The organism is Azospirillum sp. (assembly GCF_050789165.1).
Window position 1 is genome coordinate 73,032 of the sequence record NZ_JBOZRT010000058.1, and the last position, 16,506, is coordinate 89,537.

Genomic DNA, 16,506 nt, shown 5'->3' on the forward strand with positions numbered 1-16,506 from the left:
ACGATCGGGCGACCCCGTTCGGCGCATCGACCTGCAAGACTTAATGTGTGCGGGCCGGACGGTCCAGGCCAATCCCTGAAGGACAGGCGCAATGGGTGAAGGGTTCGTGTTCATCGAGATCATCATCTTCGCGATGATCGCCGCGTTTCTGGTGTACCGGCTGCGCAGCGTGCTCGGCCGCCGTACCGGCGAGGAGCGCCCGCGGCCCAATCCCTTCACCGCGCCCACGGCCCGCCCCGACAACGTGGTCGCCATGCCGCAGCGCGCGCCGACCGACGCGCCCTACGCGCCGGACGAGCCGGTGTCGCTGGCCGAGGCGCTGAAGCAGATCCACGCCGCCGACCCGACCTTCGACGAGAAGACGTTCCTCCAGGGCGCGCGCGGCGCCTTCCAGATGGTGGTCGAGGCGTTCGCCGCCGGCGACACCGCGACGCTGCGGCCGCTGCTGTCGGACGATGTCTACGACAACTTCGTCCAGGCGATCCGCCACCGCCAGTCGGCCGGCGAGACGCTGGAGACCCGCATCGACCGCATCCGCGACGCCGACGTGATCGAGGCCCGCCTGGACGGCCGCGACGCGCTGGTCACCGTCAAGTTCGTCTCCGACCAGATCAACCTGGTGCGCAACGCCGCCGGCGAGACCGTCGATGGCGACCCGAAGCAGCCGGTCGAGGTGGTCGACATCTGGACCTTCCGCCGCAACATCCGCGCCCGCGACCCGAACTGGGCGCTGGTCGAGACGCGCACCCCCAATTGATCCCTGTTGGCCGGAAGAACTGGGCCGCCGGGCTGGCGTTGCTGGCCCTGGCGGCCTGCGCGCGTCAGGAGGCGCCGCCGGACACGCTGACCCTCGCGCCGGCGTCGTTTTCCGACCTGCCGGGCTGGACCGCCGACCGCGTGGCCGAGGCGGTGCCGGCCCTGGCCCGCTCCTGCGCCCGCATCCGCACGCTGCCGCGCGACCGCGCGCTCGGCCTCGGCGGCACGGCGGGCGACTGGCTGCCGCCCTGCGACGCGCTGGCCGGCGTGCCGGCCGGCGACGACGCGGCGGCGCGAGCCTACTTCGAGCGCTGGTTCACCCCCTTCGCCGCCGGCAACAACGGCGCGCGGCGCGGGCTGTTCACCGGCTACTACGAGCCGGAGCTGAAGGGCGCGCGCGCGCCGTCGGCGGCGTTCCCGGCGCCGCTCTACAAGCGCCCGCCGGATCTGGTGATGGTCGAGCTGGCCGATTTCGGCGAGCAGTGGAAGGGCCAGCGCATCGCCGGCCGTGTGCTCGACGGCCGGCTCAAGCCCTACGAGGACCGCGCCGCCATCGAGGCCGGCGCGCTGCGCGGCAAGGGGCTGGAGCTGCTGTGGGTCGACGACCCGGTCGGGGCGTTCTTCCTGCAGATCCAGGGCTCGGGCCGGGTGACGCTGCCGGACGGCCGGGAAGTCCGGGTCGGTTACGCCGGGCAGAACGGCCACAAATACGTCGCCATCGGCAAGGAGCTGATCGACCGCGGCGAACTGAGGCGCGAGGAGGTCTCGCTGCAGAGCATCCGCGCGTGGCTCAAGGCGCACCCGGAGCAGGCGGCGGACCTGATGAACCGGAACCCGTCCTACGTCTTCTTCCAGGAGCTGACCGGCGACCAGCCGAACGGTGCCCAGGGCGTGCCGCTGACGCCGCGGCGCAGCCTGGCCGTCGACCCGAAGTTCGTGCCGTACGGGATGCCGGTCTGGCTCGACGCCGAGGATCCGGTGGACACCGGCGCGCGGCTGCGCCGGCTGCTGGTGGCCCAGGACACCGGCGGCGCCATCCGCGGGCCGGTGCGCGGCGACGTGTTCTGGGGGCATGGCCCCGACGCCGAGCGGCGCGCCGGGGTGATGAAGAGCGCCGGGGAATACTGGCTGCTGCTGCCCCGGGGCGTGACGCCGGCCGGCTGAGGCGGTTGACACCGGGAAACCCAACCGGAGGCCACCATGAAGCAGCCGCACACCGAAACGTCCGTCAAGCACACCGACGACCAGCAGAACACCGGCAACCACAAGAAGCCCGACGCCCCGGACGCCAAGGGCGCCGACCGCTTCGGCGGCACCCGCGCGGGGGCGGAGAACGTGGAACCGAAGAAGCAGGGCAGGGGTCCTTAAGCCCTTCGGAACCTAAGCAACGCGCTCCCGTTCCTCTTCCCACATCCATCGTGGGGAGATCGGCGATGTCGGCGCCGCACGTGCAGAACCAGATCGAGGGCTTGGCGCGCCTGGGCTACGCGGCGCGTGGCGTGGTGTACCTGATCGTCGGCTGGTTCGCCGTCGCCGCGGCGCGGGGGCACGACCGCCCGACCGACAGCAAGGGGGCGCTGGCCGAGCTGTTCGACCGGCCGTTCGGCGCCGTGCTGCTGGCCGTCGTGGCGCTCGGGCTGGCGGGGTACGCGCTGTGGCGGGTGGTCGGCGCGGTCGCCGACGTCGACCGGCGCGGGCGCGGCGCCAAGGGGCTGGCGGTGCGCGCCGGGCACCTGATCGCCGGCGGCATCCATGCGGCGCTCGCCTTCTACTGCCTGAAGCTGCTGGCCGGGCGGGGCGGGCGCGAGAGCAGCGAGACCACCGCGCACGACTGGACGGCGCGGCTGCTGGAGCTGCCGCTCGGCGGCTTGCTGGTGGCGGCGGTGGGCATCGTCATCGCCGGCTTCGGCGTCAGCCAGATCCTGCGCGCCTGGAAGGCCGACTTCCTGCCGGCGCTGGCCTGCGACCACCAGACCGCGCGCGTCGTCAAGCCGCTGGGGCAGGCGGGGTTCGCAGCGCGCGGCGTGGTCTTCGTGCTGGTGGGGATGTTCTTCGTGCTGGCCGCGTGGCACGCCAACGCCATGGAATCCGGCGGCATGATCAAGGCGTTCCGCTGGCTGCAGGGGCAGCCCTTCGGGCCGTGGCTGCTCGGGGTCGTGGCGCTGGGGCTGCTGGCGTTCGGGCTGTTCAGCCTGGTGCAGGCGATCTACCGCCGCATCGACAGCGAAGGCGCGATGCGGCGGATCGACGCGATGGCCGCGTGAGTCAGGCCTTCGGCCTGCCGATCATGCCGCCGAGGTCGCGGCCGGCGAAGATGTGGATGTGCAGGTGCGGCACTTCCTGGTGCGCGTCGCGGCCGCAGTTGGATAGGGTGCGGTAGCCGTCCGCCACCACGCCGGCCTGCCGCGCCACCTCGCCCACCGCCTTGAACAGGCCGGCCACCTCGGCGTCGGACGCCTTGGCGGTGAAGTCGTCCATGTCGACGTACGGGCCCTTGGGGATCACCAGGATGTGCGTCGGCGCCTGCGGGTTGATGTCGTTGAAGGCCAGCGCGTGCTCGTTCTCGAACACCTTCTTGCACGGGATCTCGCCGCGCAGGATTCGGGCGAAGATGTTGTTCGGATCGTACGTCGCGGCCATCGGTCCTCTCCTTGTGCGTTTCTTCGTTGTGCCCCCTCCCTAACCCTCCCCCGCTACGCGGGAGAGGGAACTCCGCCGTTTTGCCCCCTCCACCGCGAAGCGGGGGAGGGATGGGGAGGGGGCCTGGAGCGTCAGCCCGCCTTGCGGGCCTTCTTCTCGGCGATGCCGCTGGTGCCTTCGCGGGCCGCCAGCAGGGCGTAGACGTCGGCCGGCGCCACGCCCTCGTTCGCCCACAGGACCAGCAGGTGGTACAGCAGGTCGGCGGACTCCGAGGCGATCTTCGCCTTGTCGCCGCGCACCGCCTCGATGACCGTCTCCACCGCCTCCTCGCCGACCTTCTGGGCGATCTTCGGCGTGCCGCGGGAGAACAGCTTGGCGGTGTAGGACGTCTCCGGATCCGCGCCCTTGCGCGACGCCACGGTGGCGTAGAGCCGGTCGAGGACTTCGGCGGTGGCCTTCTCGTCAGCCATGGACGGGGACCTTTCCGCGGGCCGGGCGCACCGGGATGTTCGCATCGGCCAGCGCCGCCTTGGCCTGCCCGACGGTGTAGGTGCCGAAGTGGAAGATCGACGCCGCCAGCACCGCCGTGGCGTGGCCCTCGCGGATGCCCTCCACCAGATGGTCCAGAGTGCCGACGCCGCCGGACGCGATCACCGGCACGCGCACGGCGTCGGCGACGGCGCGGGTGAGCGCCAGGTCGAAGCCGCTCTTGGTGCCGTCGCGGTCCATGGAGGTCAGCAGGATCTCGCCGGCGCCGTATTCGGCCATGCGCTTCGCCCACTCGACGGCGTCCAGGCCGGTCTCGCGGCGGCCGCCGTGGGTGAAGACCTCCCACTTGTTGTCGCCGGTGCGCTTGGCGTCGATGGCGACGACGATGCACTGGCTGCCGAACTTCTCCGCGCCCTCGCGCACGAACTCCGGCCGGTGGACGGCGGCGGTGTTGATGGAGACCTTGTCGGCGCCGGCCAGCAGCAGCTTGCGGATGTCCTCCACCGTGCGCACGCCGCCGCCGACGGTCAGGGGCATGAACACCTGCTCGGCGGTGCGGCGCACCACGTCGAAGATGGTCTCGCGGTTCTCGTGGCTGGCGGTGATGTCGAGGAAGGTCAGCTCGTCGGCGCCTTCGCGGTCGTAGACGCGCGCCTGCTCCACCGGATCGCCGGCATCCACCAGATCGACGAAGTTGACCCCCTTGACCACCCGGCCGTCCTTGACGTCCAGGCAGGGGATGACGCGCATCTTCAGCATCGGTCGGCGTCCTCTTCCACCGCCGACAGCAGCTTCAGCGCGGCCTGCGGGTCGATGCGACCATCGTACAAGGCCCGGCCGCAGATGACGCCGGCGATGCCCGTGCCCTCCTCCTTCTTCAGCGCCTCCAGGTCCTCGATGGAGGAGACGCCGCCCGACGCGATCACCGGGGTGGTCAGGTGGAAGGCGAGGTCGGCCGTCGCCTCGACGTTGACGCCGCCCATGGCGCCGTCGCGGTTGATGTCGGTGTAGATGATGGCCGACACGCCGCTGTCCTCGAACTTCAGCGCGAGGTCGAGCGCCTTGACGCTGGAGGTCTCGGCCCAGCCGGCGACCGCGACGTAGCCCTCGCGGGCGTCGATGCCCACGGCGACCTTGCCGGGGAACTCGCGGCAGGCTTCCTTGACCAGCTCCGGCTCGCGCAGCGCGACGGTGCCGAGGATGACGCGGGAGATGCCCTTCTCCAGCCACAGGCCGATGGTCTTCAGGTCGCGGATGCCGCCGCCGAGCTGCGCCGGCATGCCGCCGATGGCGCCCAGGATGCGCTCCACCGCGTCGCCGTTCACCGGCTTGCCCTCGAAGGCGCCGTTGAGGTCGACGAGGTGCAGCCACTCGAACCCCTGCGCCTTGAAGGCGCGGGCCTGCTCGGCCGGGTCGGTGTTGAAGACGGTGGCGTGGCTCATCTCGCCGCGCACCAAGCGAACGCAGGCGCCGTCCTTGAGGTCGATGGCGGGGTAGAGGATCATCGCGGCGTCTCGTCCTGCTGTTCGTCGGGGGCGGTGAGGTCTTTGAAATAGTAATGGCCGGCGACGAATTGGCCGCCCACCCGCGCATAGTAGGGGTGCGTGCCCCAGCGGCGGAAACCCAGACTTTCGTACATGGCGAGGGCCGCCTGCTGGGTCTCGCGCACGTCGAGGTTCAGGATGCCGAAGCCCATGGCGCGGGCTTCCTTCTCCACCGCCAGCGTCAGGCTGCGCGCCAGCTTGTGGCCGCGCGCCCAGGGGGCGACGAAGGCGGTGGTCAGCTGGGCGGCGTGCGCCTGCGCCTCGTTGTTGCGCGGCGGGCGGACCAGCTGCGCCGAGCCGGCGATGACGCCGTCCAGCCGCGCCACGAACAGGAAGCGGTCGGGCACGATCAGCACGCCGCGCCAGTAGCGCTCCATCACGTCGCGCGGCGGCGGCTCGACCCAGCCGAAGCCGCCGCCGTCGCGGATGGCGGCGTCGGCTGCGTCGCACAGGTCGTCGAGGTCGGCGGGGCGCAGCTTCTCGTCGATGCGGTCGACGCTGACGGTGGCGCTCATGGCCGCCACTGCAGGAAATTGGCGATCAGCGTCAGGCCGGCGTCCTGGCTCTTCTCCGGGTGGAACTGGGTGCCGACCATGTTGTCGCGGCCGACCACCGCGGTCACCGGGCCGCCGTACTGCACGCGCGCCAGCTCGTTGGCCGGGTCGGCGCAGCGGATGTGGTAGGAGTGCACGAAATAGGCGTGCGCCCCCGCCGGCAGGCCGGCCAGCACCGGGTGCGGCCGGATGATCTCCAGCTCGTTCCAGCCCATGTGCGGGATCTTCAGCGTCGGGTCGCTGGGCTCCAGCGCCACCACCTCGCCCTTGATCCAGCCGAGGCCCTGGTGCACGCCGTGCTCCACGCCGCGTTCGGCCATCAGCTGCATGCCGACGCAGATGCCGAGGAACGGACGACCGCCGCGGATGACGGCCTCCTCCAGCGCATCGAGCATGCCGGGGACGGCCGACAGGCCGCGCTTGCAGTCACCGTAGGCGCCGACGCCGGGCAGCACGATGCGGTCGGCGCGGCGCACCGCGTCGGCGTCGGCGGTGACCAGGATGTCGGTGGCGAGGCCGGCGTCCGATGCGGCGCGCTCCAGCGCCTTGGCGGCGGAGCGCAGGTTGCCGGAGCCGTAGTCGATCAGGGCGACGGTGGACAAGACTTTTGGTCCTTAGAAAAGCGGGCCTTAGAGCGAACCGCCGAGCGTGCCCTTGGTGGAGGGCACGGCGTCGGCCTTGCGCGGGTCGATCTCGACCGCCGAGCGCAGGGCGCGGGCGAGGGCCTTGTAGCAGCTCTCGACGATGTGGTGGTTGTTCTCGCCGTAGAGGTTTTCGACGTGCAGCGTCAGCCCGGCCGAGCCGGCGAAGGCCTGGAACCACTCGCGGAACAGCTCGGTGTCCATGTCGCCAATCTTGTCGCGGCTGAAATGGACCTTCCACACCAGATAGGGGCGGTTGGAGAAGTCGAGCGCGACGCGGGTCAGCGTCTCGTCCATCGGCACGTAGGCGTGGCCGTACCGGCCGATGCCCTTGCGGTCGCCCAGTGCCCTGGCCACGGCCTGGCCGATGGCGATGCCGGTGTCCTCGGTGGTGTGGTGGAAGTCGATGTGCAGGTCGCCCTCGGCCAGGACCGTCAGGTCCATCAGGCTGTGGCGGGAGAGCTGCTCCAGCATGTGGTCGAGGAAGCCGATGCCGGTCTTCACGTCGTACACACCGGTGCCGTCCAGGTTCACCGCGACCCGGATGCGGGTCTCGTTGGTGTTCCGCTCGATGCTGGCGCGTCGCGCGCCGCTGGCCTGCGCTTTGTCCATGCCACGGGTTTTAGCAGGAAGGGACGGCGTATGCCAGAAGATGGGGCGTAAATTTCCCTCCCTCGCCTCCGGCGGGGGAGGGAGGGACCCGCTCGAAGAGCGGGAGGGTGGGGGGCAGCGGCTTCCCGGGAACAACTGGCCCCCACCTGACCTCCCCCGCCGAAGGCGGGGGAGGGACTGGGTTGCGCCGAAAGCGAGCAACTTGTACGATTAAATACATCCACAGCGTGCATATCCGCTTATGCGCCTCGCCATCCTCGCCCTGCTCCTGCTCGCCGCCTGCGCCGGGGGTGACCCGCCGCTCGGGCCGGCGGTGCAGCCGGTGCCGCAGGGCACGATGGAGACCATCCGCTTCAACGCGCTGAACCTCGGCCAGATGCGGCGTGGCATGGAGATCGGCCGCTACGTCTGGGACATCGACTGCACCTGGCCGTACGGGCGGGTGTTCTGGACGTCGGGCCTCGGCTTCCGGCGCGAGAACACTTTTCACGAGCGCTTCGCCGAGATCTTCGAGGGCGCCGGCTTCGACGTGGCCGGCGCGGTGTACGCCGAGGGCACCGACCGCCGGCGCGCCCGTTACGTCATCACCGGCGAGCTGCGCGAGGTGCGCCTGGAGCTGTGCCGGCGGCGCAGCTGGTGGACCGGCAGCGACCGCGGCGTCAGCGGCGTCGGCACCGTCAAGATCGACTGGACGGTGTTCGAGCCGGAGACGCAACGCGTCGCCCTGCGCACCACCACCACCGGGCACGCGCGGCAGGACGACGGGGTGCCGGAGGGCGACCGCCTGCTGCTGGAGGACGCCTTCAGCGGCGCCGCCGAAGCGCTGGCCGCCGAACCCGCCTTCCGCAAAGCGGTGGGGCGCGGCAGCGGGGCGCAGACGCCCGACGGCCAACGTTGGCGCATGGTGCCGCCGGAGCGGCGCGACCCGACTCCAATTTCAGGGGAGGGCATCGCGGCGGAGCCGATCCGCGCCACCGTGTCCCCGCGCGGCGGGACGGGGGACGGGTTGGTGCGCGTCGGCGCCGACGTGGGGGTCGTGGTCGGCGCGGTGGACGGCGCGGCGTTGGTGCTGGCGCCGCTGGCGGCCGGCGATGCGGTGGCGGTGCGCGTCGGCGGCACCACGGCCGAGGGCGTGGTGGCGGCGCGCGACCCCCGGCGCGGGCTGATGCTGGTGCGGGTGCCGGCGCGGCTGGCGGCGATGCGGCTGCGCGGCGCCCCGGCGGAGGTCAGCGAGCCGGTCATGGCGACCGGCGCCGGGAACGACTTCGCCACGGGCATGGTGGCGGGGCTGGGCGACGGCATCCTCGCCGACCTGGAGGGGGCGGCGCCGCGGCCGGGCGATCCGCTGCTGGACGCCACCGGCGCCCTGCTGGGGGTCGCGCTGCCCGGACGGGGCGACGGCGGGCTGAGCCGCTTCGTGCCGGCGGCCGAGGCGCTGGCGGCGCTGGGTGTGACACCAAAGGCGCTTGATGGAAGCCATCAAGCGCCTTTGGTGCAACCCGGCAGCTCAATGCAACGCATTGAGCGGGAGGGTGATACGGCCAGCCGTATCACACCGGAGCGCGGCAATCTTGACGGCGGGGGGCGTCCCCCCACATAGACCGTCAACCATTCTCCCGGTCGGGTTTCCCATGTCCTCTTCTCACGATCCCATCCAGTGGCACGGCACGACCATCCTCTCGGTCCGCAAGGGCGGGCAGGTGGTGGTGGCCGGCGACGGCCAGGTCTCCTTCGGGCAGACGGTGATGAAGGCCAACGCGCGCAAGGTGCGCCGGCTGGCCAACGGCGCGGTGATGGCCGGCTTCGCCGGCGCCACCGCCGACGCCTTCACCCTGTTCGAGCGGCTGGAGGCCAAGCTGGAGCAGCACCCCGGCCAGCTCACCCGCGCCTGCGTGGAACTCGCCAAGGACTGGCGCACCGATCGCTACCTGCGCCGGCTGGAGGCGATGATGGCGGTGGCCGACGCCTCGGCCTCGCTCGTGCTCACCGGCAACGGCGACGTGCTGGAGCCGGAGGACGGGCTGATCGGCATCGGCTCCGGCGGGTCCTACGCGCTGGCCGCGGCGCGCGCGCTCATCGACGTGGACGGGCTGGACGCCGAGGCGATCGCCCGCAAGGCGATGAAGATCGCCGGCGACATCTGCGTCTACACCAACCAGAACGTCACCCTGGAAAAGATCATCCTATGACCTCGTTCAGCCCCCGCGAGATCGTCTCCGAACTCGACCGCTACATCGTCGGCCAGCACGAGGCCAAGCGCGCGGTCGCCATCGCGCTGCGCAACCGCTGGCGCCGCCAGCAGCTGCCGGAGGGCCTGCGCGAGGAGGTTCTGCCCAAGAACATCCTGATGATCGGCCCGACCGGCGTCGGCAAGACCGAGATCGCGCGCCGGCTGGCCAAGCTCGCCCAGGCGCCGTTCCTCAAGGTCGAGGCGACCAAGTTCACCGAGGTCGGCTACGTCGGCCGCGACGTCGAGCAGATCGTGCGTGATCTGGTGGAGATCGCCATCACGCTGACCAAGGAGCGCCTGCGCAAGGAGGTCGCCGCCAAGGCCGAGCTGCGCGCCGAGGAACGGGTGGTCGACGCGTTGTGCGGCGAGAACGCCAGCGCCGAGACGCGGCAGAAGTTCCGCAAGATGCTGCGCGAGGGCTCGCTGAACGACAAGGAGATCGAGGTGCAGGTCGCCGACAGCGGGGCGGGCGCGCTGCCGACCTTCGACATCCCCGGCATGCCGGGGGCGCAGATGGGCATGCTCAACCTCAACGACATGTTCGGCAAGGCCTTCGGCGGCCGCACCAAGACCCGCCGCATGACCGTGGCCGAGAGCCACGGCGTGCTGATGGCCGAGGAATCCGACAAGCTGCTGGACCAGGAGAAGGTCGTTTCGGAAGCGATCCAATCCGTGGAGCAGAACGGCATCGTCTTCCTGGACGAGATCGACAAGATCTCGGCGCGCTCGGAGAACCGCGGCGGCGCCGACGTCAGCCGCGAGGGCGTGCAGCGTGACCTGTTGCCGCTGATCGAGGGCACCAGCGTCAACACCAAGCACGGCACGGTGAAGACCGACCACATCCTGTTCATCGCGTCGGGCGCCTTCCACGTCGCCAAGCCGTCCGACCTGCTGCCCGAGCTGCAGGGCCGCCTGCCGATCCGCGTCGAGCTGAAGCCGCTGAGCCAGGACGACTTCCGCCGCATCCTGACCGAGCCGGAGGCCAGCCTGATCAAGCAGTACAAGGCGCTCCTGAAGACCGAGGAGGTGACGCTCGACGTCACCGACGACGCCATCGACGAACTGGCGCGGCTGGCGGCGGAGATCAACGGCTCGGTCGAGAACATCGGCGCGCGCCGCCTGCACACGGTGATGGAGCGCCTGCTGGAGGAAATCAGCTTCACCGCCTCCGACACCCCGGGCGTGACGGTGACCGTCGACGCCGCGATGGTGCGCGAGCGGGTGGGCAGCCTGGCGAAGAACGCGGATCTGTCGAAGTTCATCCTGTAGGGGCACGCATGAAGCCCTCCCCTGCCTCCGGCGGGGGAGGGTTGGGTGGGGGCAGCGGCGCGCACGAGAATCAACGCCTGCCATTTGCGCCGTTGCCCCCACCTTCCCGCGCCTGCGGCGCGGGCCCCTTCCTCCCCCGCCGGAGGCAGGGGAGGCGATGGCAGGAAGCGCCGCGCAACGCACGCCTGATGAGTCCGCATGACTGGGGCGGCGGGTTCCGCCCATATTGCAGGGCATGCGCTCGCCATCCTCCCTTGAGACCGTCGATCCGCTTTCCGTTCCCGACAGCACCACGCCCGCCGCGCCGCCGGTGAGCGACGGGCTGCCGGTGCCGCAGCGCTATTGGGCGATGCTGACCATGGCGGTGGCGCTGACCATGGCGGTGCTCGACGGGGTGATCGCCAACATCGCGCTGCCGACCATCGAGAAGGACTTAGGGATCACCGCCAGCGGCGCCATCTGGGTGGTCAACGCCTACCAGCTCGCCGTCACCGTCTCGCTGTTCCCGCTGTCGTCGCTGGGCGACATTGTCGGCTACCGGCGGGTCTACTGGGCCGGGCTGGCGGTGTTCACCGCGGCGTCGGCGGCGTGCGCGCTGTCGGACTCGCTGCTCACGCTGACGCTGGCGCGGGTGCTGCAGGGCTTCGGCGCCGCCGGCATCATGAGCGTCAACATCGCGCTGGTCCGCTACATCTACCCGCAGAGCCAGCTCGGCCGCGGGGTGGGGTACAACGCGCTGATCGTCGCGGTCTCCTCGGCGGCCGGGCCGACCATCGCGGCGGCCATGCTGTCGCTGGGCTCCTGGCAGTGGCTGTTCGCGGTGAACGTGCCGCTCGGGCTGCTGGCGCTGGTCATCGCGGCGCGCTCGCTGCCGCACTCGCCGCGCTCGGGGCAGCGCTTCGACTGGGTGAGCGCTCTGCTCAACGCCGCGACCTTCGGGCTGCTGATCACCGGGTTCAAGGGGCTGGACCACAGCCAGCCGACCTGGCTGGTGGCGGCGGAGCTGGCCGGCGCGCTGGTGTTCGGCGTCGCGCTGGTGCGCCGCCAGCGGTCGCAGACGGCGCCGCTGCTGCCGGTCGACCTGCTGAAGCTGCCGATCTTCGCCTTCTCGGTGGTGACCTCGGTGTGCTCGTTCGCGGCGCAGATGATGGCGTACGTGGCGCTGCCCTTCTTCTTCGAGGACGTGATCGGCCGCTCGCAGGTGGAATCCGGGCTGCTGATGACGCCGTGGCCGCTGGCCGTGGCGGTGGTGGCGCCCATCGCCGGGCGGCTGGCCGACCGCTACGAGCCGGGCCTGCTGAGCGCCGCCGGGCTGGCGGTGCTGGCGAGCGGGCTGGCCGGGCTGGCGCTGCTGCCGGCGCATCCGGCGTCGTGGCAGGTGGTGCTGCCGATGCTGGTGTGCGGCCTGGGCTTCGGGCTGTTCCAGACGCCGAACAACAAGGTGCTGGTGTCCTCCGCCCCGCGCGAGCGCAGCGGCGGCGCCAGCGGCATCCAGTCCACCGCCCGGCTGCTCGGCCAGACGCTGGGTGCCGCGGCGGTGGCGCTGATCTTCGGCATGCTGTCGAAGGAGCAGGGGACGCCGGTCGCCGTGGGCATCGCCGCCGCGCTGTCGGCCGTCGCCGGGGTGGCGAGCAGCCGACGGCGGGTGCGGTCCGCCGGTTAGGCGTCCGGGAAGTCGGCGCCCAGCGTCGTCTGCTCCCAGGCGTCGATCTCCTTGCCCATGGAGTCCAGCTTGGCCCGCACGTTGTCCAGGGCCTGCCGGCCGAGCAGCAGGCGCAGCGGCGGGGTGGGTGCCGTCACGGCGGTGATGATCGCCTCGGCGGCGCGCACCGGGTCACCGGGCTGCTTGCCGCTGTAGCCGGAGACGGAGCGGCGGCGGCCTCCCGCCGTCTCCTCGTAGTCGGGGATGAAGGTCGGCGACTGCTTCAGCGAGCGGCCGGCCCAGTCCGTGCGGAACGGGCCGGGCTCGACCAGCAGGACGCGGATGCCCAGGGGTGCCACCTCCTTGGACAGCGCCTCCGACAGCCCCTCCACCGCGAACTTGGTGGCGGCGTAGTAGCCGGAGCCGGGGAAGCCCACCAGCCCGCCCTGCGAGGAGATGTTGACGATGTGACCGGCCCGCCGCGCCCGCATCCCCGGCAGCACCGCCCGCGTCAACGCGGCGAGGCCGAAGACGTTGGTGTCGAACATGGCGCGGATCTCCGCCTCCTCGCCCTCCTCGATGGCCGAGAGGTAGCCGTAGCCGGCGTTGTTCACCAGCACGTCGATGCGACCGAAGGCGCGCTCCGCTTCCGCCACCGCCGCGGCGGTCTGCGCCGGGTCGGTGACGTCGAGGGGAAGCGCCAGCGCGCGGTCGGGGTGGCCGGCGGCCAGGTCCTCGACCTTCGCCTTGTCGCGGGCGGTGGCGACGAGCCGCCAGCCGCGCTGCAGCACGAGGCGGGCGAGTTCGCGGCCGAAGCCGGTGGAGCAGCCGGTGATGAACCAGACGGGGGCGTCGTTCGGCATGCGGACCTCACATGTTCAGGTCGTTGCGATCGGCGAAGACGGTGCGGCCCCAGTGCCAGACGTTGAAGGCGTACTCGCCGTACAGGATGTGCTCGGCGCGCCCGGCCTCGCCGCAGGGCAGCAGGACGCGGACGATCTCCCCGAAATGCATGATCCGGTCGTTGGGGTGCAGCGTCTCGTACACCGGACGCAGCTCGCGCAGGCAGGTGTGGTAGCCGTCGAGCAGGAAGGACAGCCGCTCCGACCCGTACACCACGTCGAGCCGCTTGCCCGTCAGGTCGAGGCCGGCGGTGTTGACGATCTCCGTCCCGTCCAGCGTCACCTCCAGCTGCGGCGGGCCGTCCGGGTCGTGCACCACCCGGATGATGCGGATGTGGCCGAACCACGGGAAGAAGTCCTCGAACGCGAAGTCCTGCCGCCGCGGCAGCGGCCGGTCGCCCCGCCGCTCGTGCCAGAGCCGTTCCAGCGCTTCGAGGGACCGCAGTCCCGCCTCCCGATCCATGCCGCCTCGTCACATTCCAGGGCCGATCAGTGAACTGTTCCGCCGGGCGCCGGCGGAAAGGGCCTACCAGTCCGCCAGGAAACGTTCCCGGGGCAGGTGGATCAGCACGGTGGTGCCGATACCCTCCTGCGAACGGATCTCCAGCCGGCCGCCGTGCTTCTCGACCAGCGACTTGGCGATGGAGAGGCCGAGGCCGATGCCCTCGTAGCGGCGCGCCAGCGCGGTCTCGCCCTGCACGAAGGGCTGGAAGATGGTCTCCAGCCGGTCGGCGGGGATGCCGATGCCGCTGTCGAACACCTCCGCCACCAGGGCGCCCCGCGCGTCGACGCGCGCCGACAGGCCGATGCGCCCGCCCTCCGGCGTGAACTTGATGGCGTTGGACAGCAGGTGCAGAAGCACCTGCTTGAGCGCCTGCGGGTCGGCGAGCAGCGGCGGCAGCTCGGTTTCGATGTCGGCGTCGACGCTCAGCTTGGCGCGCTCCACGCGCTTGGCCACCATGCGCAGGCAGGACACCGCAACGTCGCGGAAGTCCAGCACCGACTCGTTGAGGTCCAGCGTGCCGGCCTCGATGGTCGCCATCTCCAGCAGGTCGTTGATGTTGGCCAGCAGCAGCTCGCCCGAGCGCCTGATCTCCGCCACGTAGTGCAGGTAGCCGGGGTTCTCCAGGGCGCCCAGCATCTGCTGCTGGATCACCTCTGCGAAGCCGAGGATGCCGTTCAGCGGCGTGCGCAGCTCGTGGCTCATGTTGGCGAGGAAGGCGGTCTTGGCGCGGTTTGCCAGCTCCGCCGCCTCCTTGGCCTCGACCAGCGCCAGCTCGGCGTTCTTCATCGGGGTGATGTCGCGGAGCATCGCCACGAAGACGTGGAAGCCCGGACGGTCGATCTCGTTCAGCGACAGCCAGGCCGGGAACAGGCTGCCGTCGGCGCGCCGGGCGGTCACCTCGCGCCCACGGCCGATGACGTGCCGCTCGCGCGTCGCCAGGTAGCGGTACATGTAGGAGGCGTGGCGGTCCGCCTCGTCCCGCGGCATCAGCACGTGGATGTGCTTGCCGATCAGCTCCTCGGCGGAAGAGCCGAACATGCGTTCGGCCGCGGGGTTGGCGCCGATGATGGTGCCGCGGGTGTCGACGGTGAGGATCGCCTCCACCGCTGTCTCGACGATGGCGCGGTTGCGCGCCTCGGACAGGGCGAGCGCCTCCTCGCTGCGCCGCAGGTCGTCGGCGGCGTTGCGGCGGGCGGTGACGTCCTCGACCAGCACCATCACCGCGCTGACCGCGCCGGCCGCATCGCGGATCGGCGAGGGCCGCAGCAGCGCCCACACCACGGTGCCGTCCGCGTGGCGCAGCGCGCGCTCGAACGGCTGGGGCGGGGCGTCGGCCTGCAGGCGCTCCAGCGTCCCGTCGCCGCCGTCGGCCAGCAGCTCGGCCAGCGGCACGCCGGCGAGGCCCCGCGGCGCCTGCCCCAGCATGGCGGCGAACACCGGGTTGACCGAGCGCAGCACGCCGGCCGGGTCGACCACCGCCATGCCCATGGCCGACTGCTCGAACAGGGCGCGGTACAGCGTGCACGGCATCCCGTCCTGCAGGCACGCGGCCATCGCATCCGCGGAGGCGTCGGGGGGAAGGGTGGGGATGGCCACGTCAGGGTCGGCGGTGGTTTTTGAACAATTGCTTATATTATAGCCAAAAGGAGTCAAATAGACCCTATACATTCGTGCAATAGGACTGCGGCAACCCGGCGCAGGCGCGGTCAGCGTCGGCGGGCCGCGCGGTTGCGCCGCGCCAGCGCGGCGGGGGAGCACGGCGTGGCCTCGAGGATCGCCAGCAGACCGTCGATGGTGGCGTCGTTCAGGTCGTGGATGCGCTCGGCCAGGCGGTTGGCGAGTTCCGTGGCCTTGGGGCTGAGGCCGGCGGTGTCGACGGTGACGCGCGGGTGGGACAGGGAGGCGAGGCGCTCCAGCTCCTCCGCCTCGTCCCAGATGATGCCGAAATAGGCGCAGATCTGGCGGACGAGCTGGGGCGAGGGCTGGCCGCGCTTGCCGTGCTCCAGCGCCGAAAGGTAGGCCGAGGATATGTGCAGGTCCGTCGCCATCTGCTTCAGCGTCACGCCCTTGGCGTCGCGCAGCGCGCGGACCCGTTCGCCGAACGGTGTCATCGCGCCGGGTCTTTACGATCCCGGCGGCGTTTGATCAAGACGTACAGCGCGCCCTCGCCGCCGTCGCGCGGCTGGGCGGGCTGCACCGCCAGCACCATCGGGCGCAGCGGCGTGTCGGCCAGCCAGCGCGGCACCGCGCGCTTCAGCACGCCGCCCTCGGCGCTGAAGCTGCCCTTGCCGGTGATCACCAGGATGCAGCGCCGGCCCTCGTTCCAGGCGCGGTGGACGTAGGAGACCAGCGCGGTGTGGGCGCGCGCCTGGGTCATGCCGTGCAGGTCGATGCGGCCGTCGATCTCCAGCTTGCCGCGGCGCAGCCGGTCGGCGGTGCGGCCGTCGACGTTGGGGTGTTGGCCGAGTTCCAGCGGCGGCTGCGAGACGTGCACATAGGTGCGTCGCGACGAGGGCGTGCTCCGGCTGGGCAAGGGGGTCTCGGAGAGGTCGGCCGGGGGCGTCGTGGGCTCGGGAGGGGCGGAGGTCATCGCCTCGGCCAGCGAGCGGCCGGGCAGGGGCGTGGCGTCGCGCATGACGGTGGCCCACAGCGCGCGCTCCTCCGGCGTGACGATGCGGCGGCGGCGGGTCATGGCGGGGTGGGGAGGTATCGCGGCGCACCC

Annotated in this window: 20 protein-coding genes; 8 read left to right on the top strand and 12 right to left on the bottom strand. The window is 71.4% G+C overall.

Translation table 11 applies throughout. From position 1 onward, the window contains the following. Positions 1–91 precede the first annotated feature (91 nt). The 4 genes from ACRWK7_RS13805 (at position 92) to ACRWK7_RS13820 (ending at position 3,020) form a co-directional block, all read left to right on the top strand. The gene (locus ACRWK7_RS13805) at positions 92–757 is read left to right on the top strand and encodes a Tim44/TimA family putative adaptor protein (RefSeq protein WP_431856815.1); all 666 of its coding nucleotides are present in this window, start codon (positions 92–94) and stop codon (positions 755–757) included. Beyond that, positions 757–1,920, top strand: a complete 1,164-nt coding sequence (mltA, locus tag ACRWK7_RS13810) for a murein transglycosylase A (protein ID WP_431856874.1) — start codon at positions 757–759, stop codon at positions 1,918–1,920. The genes ACRWK7_RS13805 and mltA overlap by 1 nt, the downstream gene beginning before the upstream one ends. A gap of 36 nt (positions 1,921–1,956) precedes the next feature. Beyond that, positions 1,957–2,124 carry a hypothetical protein gene (locus ACRWK7_RS13815; protein ID WP_431856816.1) on the top strand — a complete coding sequence of 56 codons (168 nt, stop codon included), beginning with the start codon at positions 1,957–1,959 and terminating at the stop codon, positions 2,122–2,124. A 65-nt stretch (positions 2,125–2,189) separates the two neighbouring features. Further along, a complete protein-coding gene (locus ACRWK7_RS13820) occupies positions 2,190–3,020 on the top strand; it encodes a DUF1206 domain-containing protein (RefSeq protein WP_431856817.1) in 831 nt (276 codons plus the stop codon). Between the two features lies 1 nt (position 3,021). On the opposite strand, the gene ACRWK7_RS13825 is transcribed toward ACRWK7_RS13820, so the two are convergent. The 7 genes from ACRWK7_RS13825 to hisB all read right to left on the bottom strand — a co-directional run bounded on the left by ACRWK7_RS13825 (position 3,022) and on the right by hisB (position 7,236). Continuing rightward, a complete protein-coding gene (locus ACRWK7_RS13825; RefSeq protein ID WP_431856818.1) occupies positions 3,022–3,396 on the bottom strand; it encodes a histidine triad nucleotide-binding protein in 375 nt (124 codons plus the stop codon). A 131-nt stretch (positions 3,397–3,527) separates the two neighbouring features. Continuing rightward, on the bottom strand, positions 3,528–3,866 hold the full coding sequence (locus tag ACRWK7_RS13830; RefSeq protein WP_431856819.1) for a phosphoribosyl-ATP diphosphatase: 339 nt from the start codon (positions 3,864–3,866) through the stop codon (positions 3,528–3,530). Further along, positions 3,859–4,644 (bottom strand): imidazole glycerol phosphate synthase subunit HisF, encoded by a 786-nt coding sequence (gene hisF / locus ACRWK7_RS13835; protein WP_431856820.1) that lies wholly within the window; start codon positions 4,642–4,644, stop codon positions 3,859–3,861. Before hisF ends, ACRWK7_RS13830 begins: the two co-directional genes overlap by 8 nt. Beyond that, complete coding sequence (gene hisA, locus ACRWK7_RS13840) at positions 4,638–5,390, bottom strand: 1-(5-phosphoribosyl)-5-[(5-phosphoribosylamino)methylideneamino]imidazole-4-carboxamide isomerase (protein WP_431856821.1); 753 nt, start codon at positions 5,388–5,390, stop codon at positions 4,638–4,640. The genes hisF and hisA overlap by 7 nt, the downstream gene beginning before the upstream one ends. Then, positions 5,387–5,944, bottom strand: a complete 558-nt coding sequence (locus tag ACRWK7_RS13845) for an N-acetyltransferase family protein (RefSeq protein ID WP_431856822.1) — start codon at positions 5,942–5,944, stop codon at positions 5,387–5,389. Before ACRWK7_RS13845 ends, hisA begins: the two co-directional genes overlap by 4 nt. Next, the gene (gene hisH / locus ACRWK7_RS13850; RefSeq protein ID WP_431856823.1) at positions 5,941–6,585 is read right to left on the bottom strand and encodes an imidazole glycerol phosphate synthase subunit HisH; all 645 of its coding nucleotides are present in this window, start codon (positions 6,583–6,585) and stop codon (positions 5,941–5,943) included. Before hisH ends, ACRWK7_RS13845 begins: the two co-directional genes overlap by 4 nt. A gap of 27 nt (positions 6,586–6,612) precedes the next feature. After that, positions 6,613–7,236, bottom strand: a complete 624-nt coding sequence (gene hisB / locus ACRWK7_RS13855) for an imidazoleglycerol-phosphate dehydratase HisB (RefSeq protein WP_431856824.1) — start codon at positions 7,234–7,236, stop codon at positions 6,613–6,615. Between the two features lie 241 nt (positions 7,237–7,477). On the opposite strand from hisB, the gene ACRWK7_RS13860 reads away from it, so the two are divergent. The 4 genes from ACRWK7_RS13860 (at position 7,478) to ACRWK7_RS13875 (ending at position 12,398) form a co-directional block, all read left to right on the top strand. Further along, the gene (locus tag ACRWK7_RS13860) at positions 7,478–8,836 is read left to right on the top strand and encodes a serine protease (protein WP_431856825.1); all 1,359 of its coding nucleotides are present in this window, start codon (positions 7,478–7,480) and stop codon (positions 8,834–8,836) included. Positions 8,837–8,867: 31 nt separating this feature from the next. After that, positions 8,868–9,425 carry an ATP-dependent protease subunit HslV gene (hslV, locus tag ACRWK7_RS13865; RefSeq protein ID WP_431856826.1) on the top strand — a complete coding sequence of 186 codons (558 nt, stop codon included), beginning with the start codon at positions 8,868–8,870 and terminating at the stop codon, positions 9,423–9,425. Next, on the top strand, positions 9,422–10,735 hold the full coding sequence (gene hslU, locus ACRWK7_RS13870; protein WP_431856827.1) for an ATP-dependent protease ATPase subunit HslU: 1,314 nt from the start codon (positions 9,422–9,424) through the stop codon (positions 10,733–10,735). The genes hslV and hslU overlap by 4 nt, the downstream gene beginning before the upstream one ends. 235 nt (positions 10,736–10,970) lie before the next feature. Further along, entirely contained in the window at positions 10,971–12,398 is a 1,428-nt protein-coding gene (locus ACRWK7_RS13875; protein ID WP_431856828.1) for an MFS transporter, read from the top strand. On the opposite strand, the gene ACRWK7_RS13880 is transcribed toward ACRWK7_RS13875, so the two are convergent. The 5 genes from ACRWK7_RS13880 to ACRWK7_RS13900 all read right to left on the bottom strand — a co-directional run bounded on the left by ACRWK7_RS13880 (position 12,395) and on the right by ACRWK7_RS13900 (position 16,476). Continuing rightward, positions 12,395–13,240: an oxidoreductase gene (locus ACRWK7_RS13880; RefSeq protein WP_431856829.1), complete on the bottom strand. Its 846-nt coding sequence runs from the start codon at positions 13,238–13,240 to the stop codon at positions 12,395–12,397. The genes ACRWK7_RS13875 and ACRWK7_RS13880 overlap by 4 nt on opposite strands. 7 nt (positions 13,241–13,247) lie before the next feature. After that, entirely contained in the window at positions 13,248–13,742 is a 495-nt protein-coding gene (locus ACRWK7_RS13885; RefSeq protein ID WP_431856830.1) for a PAS domain-containing protein, read from the bottom strand. 63 nt (positions 13,743–13,805) lie between these two features. Next, positions 13,806–15,338 (bottom strand): PAS domain S-box protein, encoded by a 1,533-nt coding sequence (locus ACRWK7_RS13890; protein WP_431856831.1) that lies wholly within the window; start codon positions 15,336–15,338, stop codon positions 13,806–13,808. Positions 15,339–15,490: 152 nt separating this feature from the next. Then, positions 15,491–15,895, bottom strand: coding sequence for a helix-turn-helix domain-containing protein (locus ACRWK7_RS13895; RefSeq protein ID WP_431856832.1), 405 nt, complete (start codon positions 15,893–15,895; stop codon positions 15,491–15,493). Then, positions 15,892–16,476: a Smr/MutS family protein gene (locus tag ACRWK7_RS13900; RefSeq protein WP_431856833.1), complete on the bottom strand. Its 585-nt coding sequence runs from the start codon at positions 16,474–16,476 to the stop codon at positions 15,892–15,894. Before ACRWK7_RS13900 ends, ACRWK7_RS13895 begins: the two co-directional genes overlap by 4 nt. Positions 16,477–16,506: the final 30 nt, after the last annotated feature.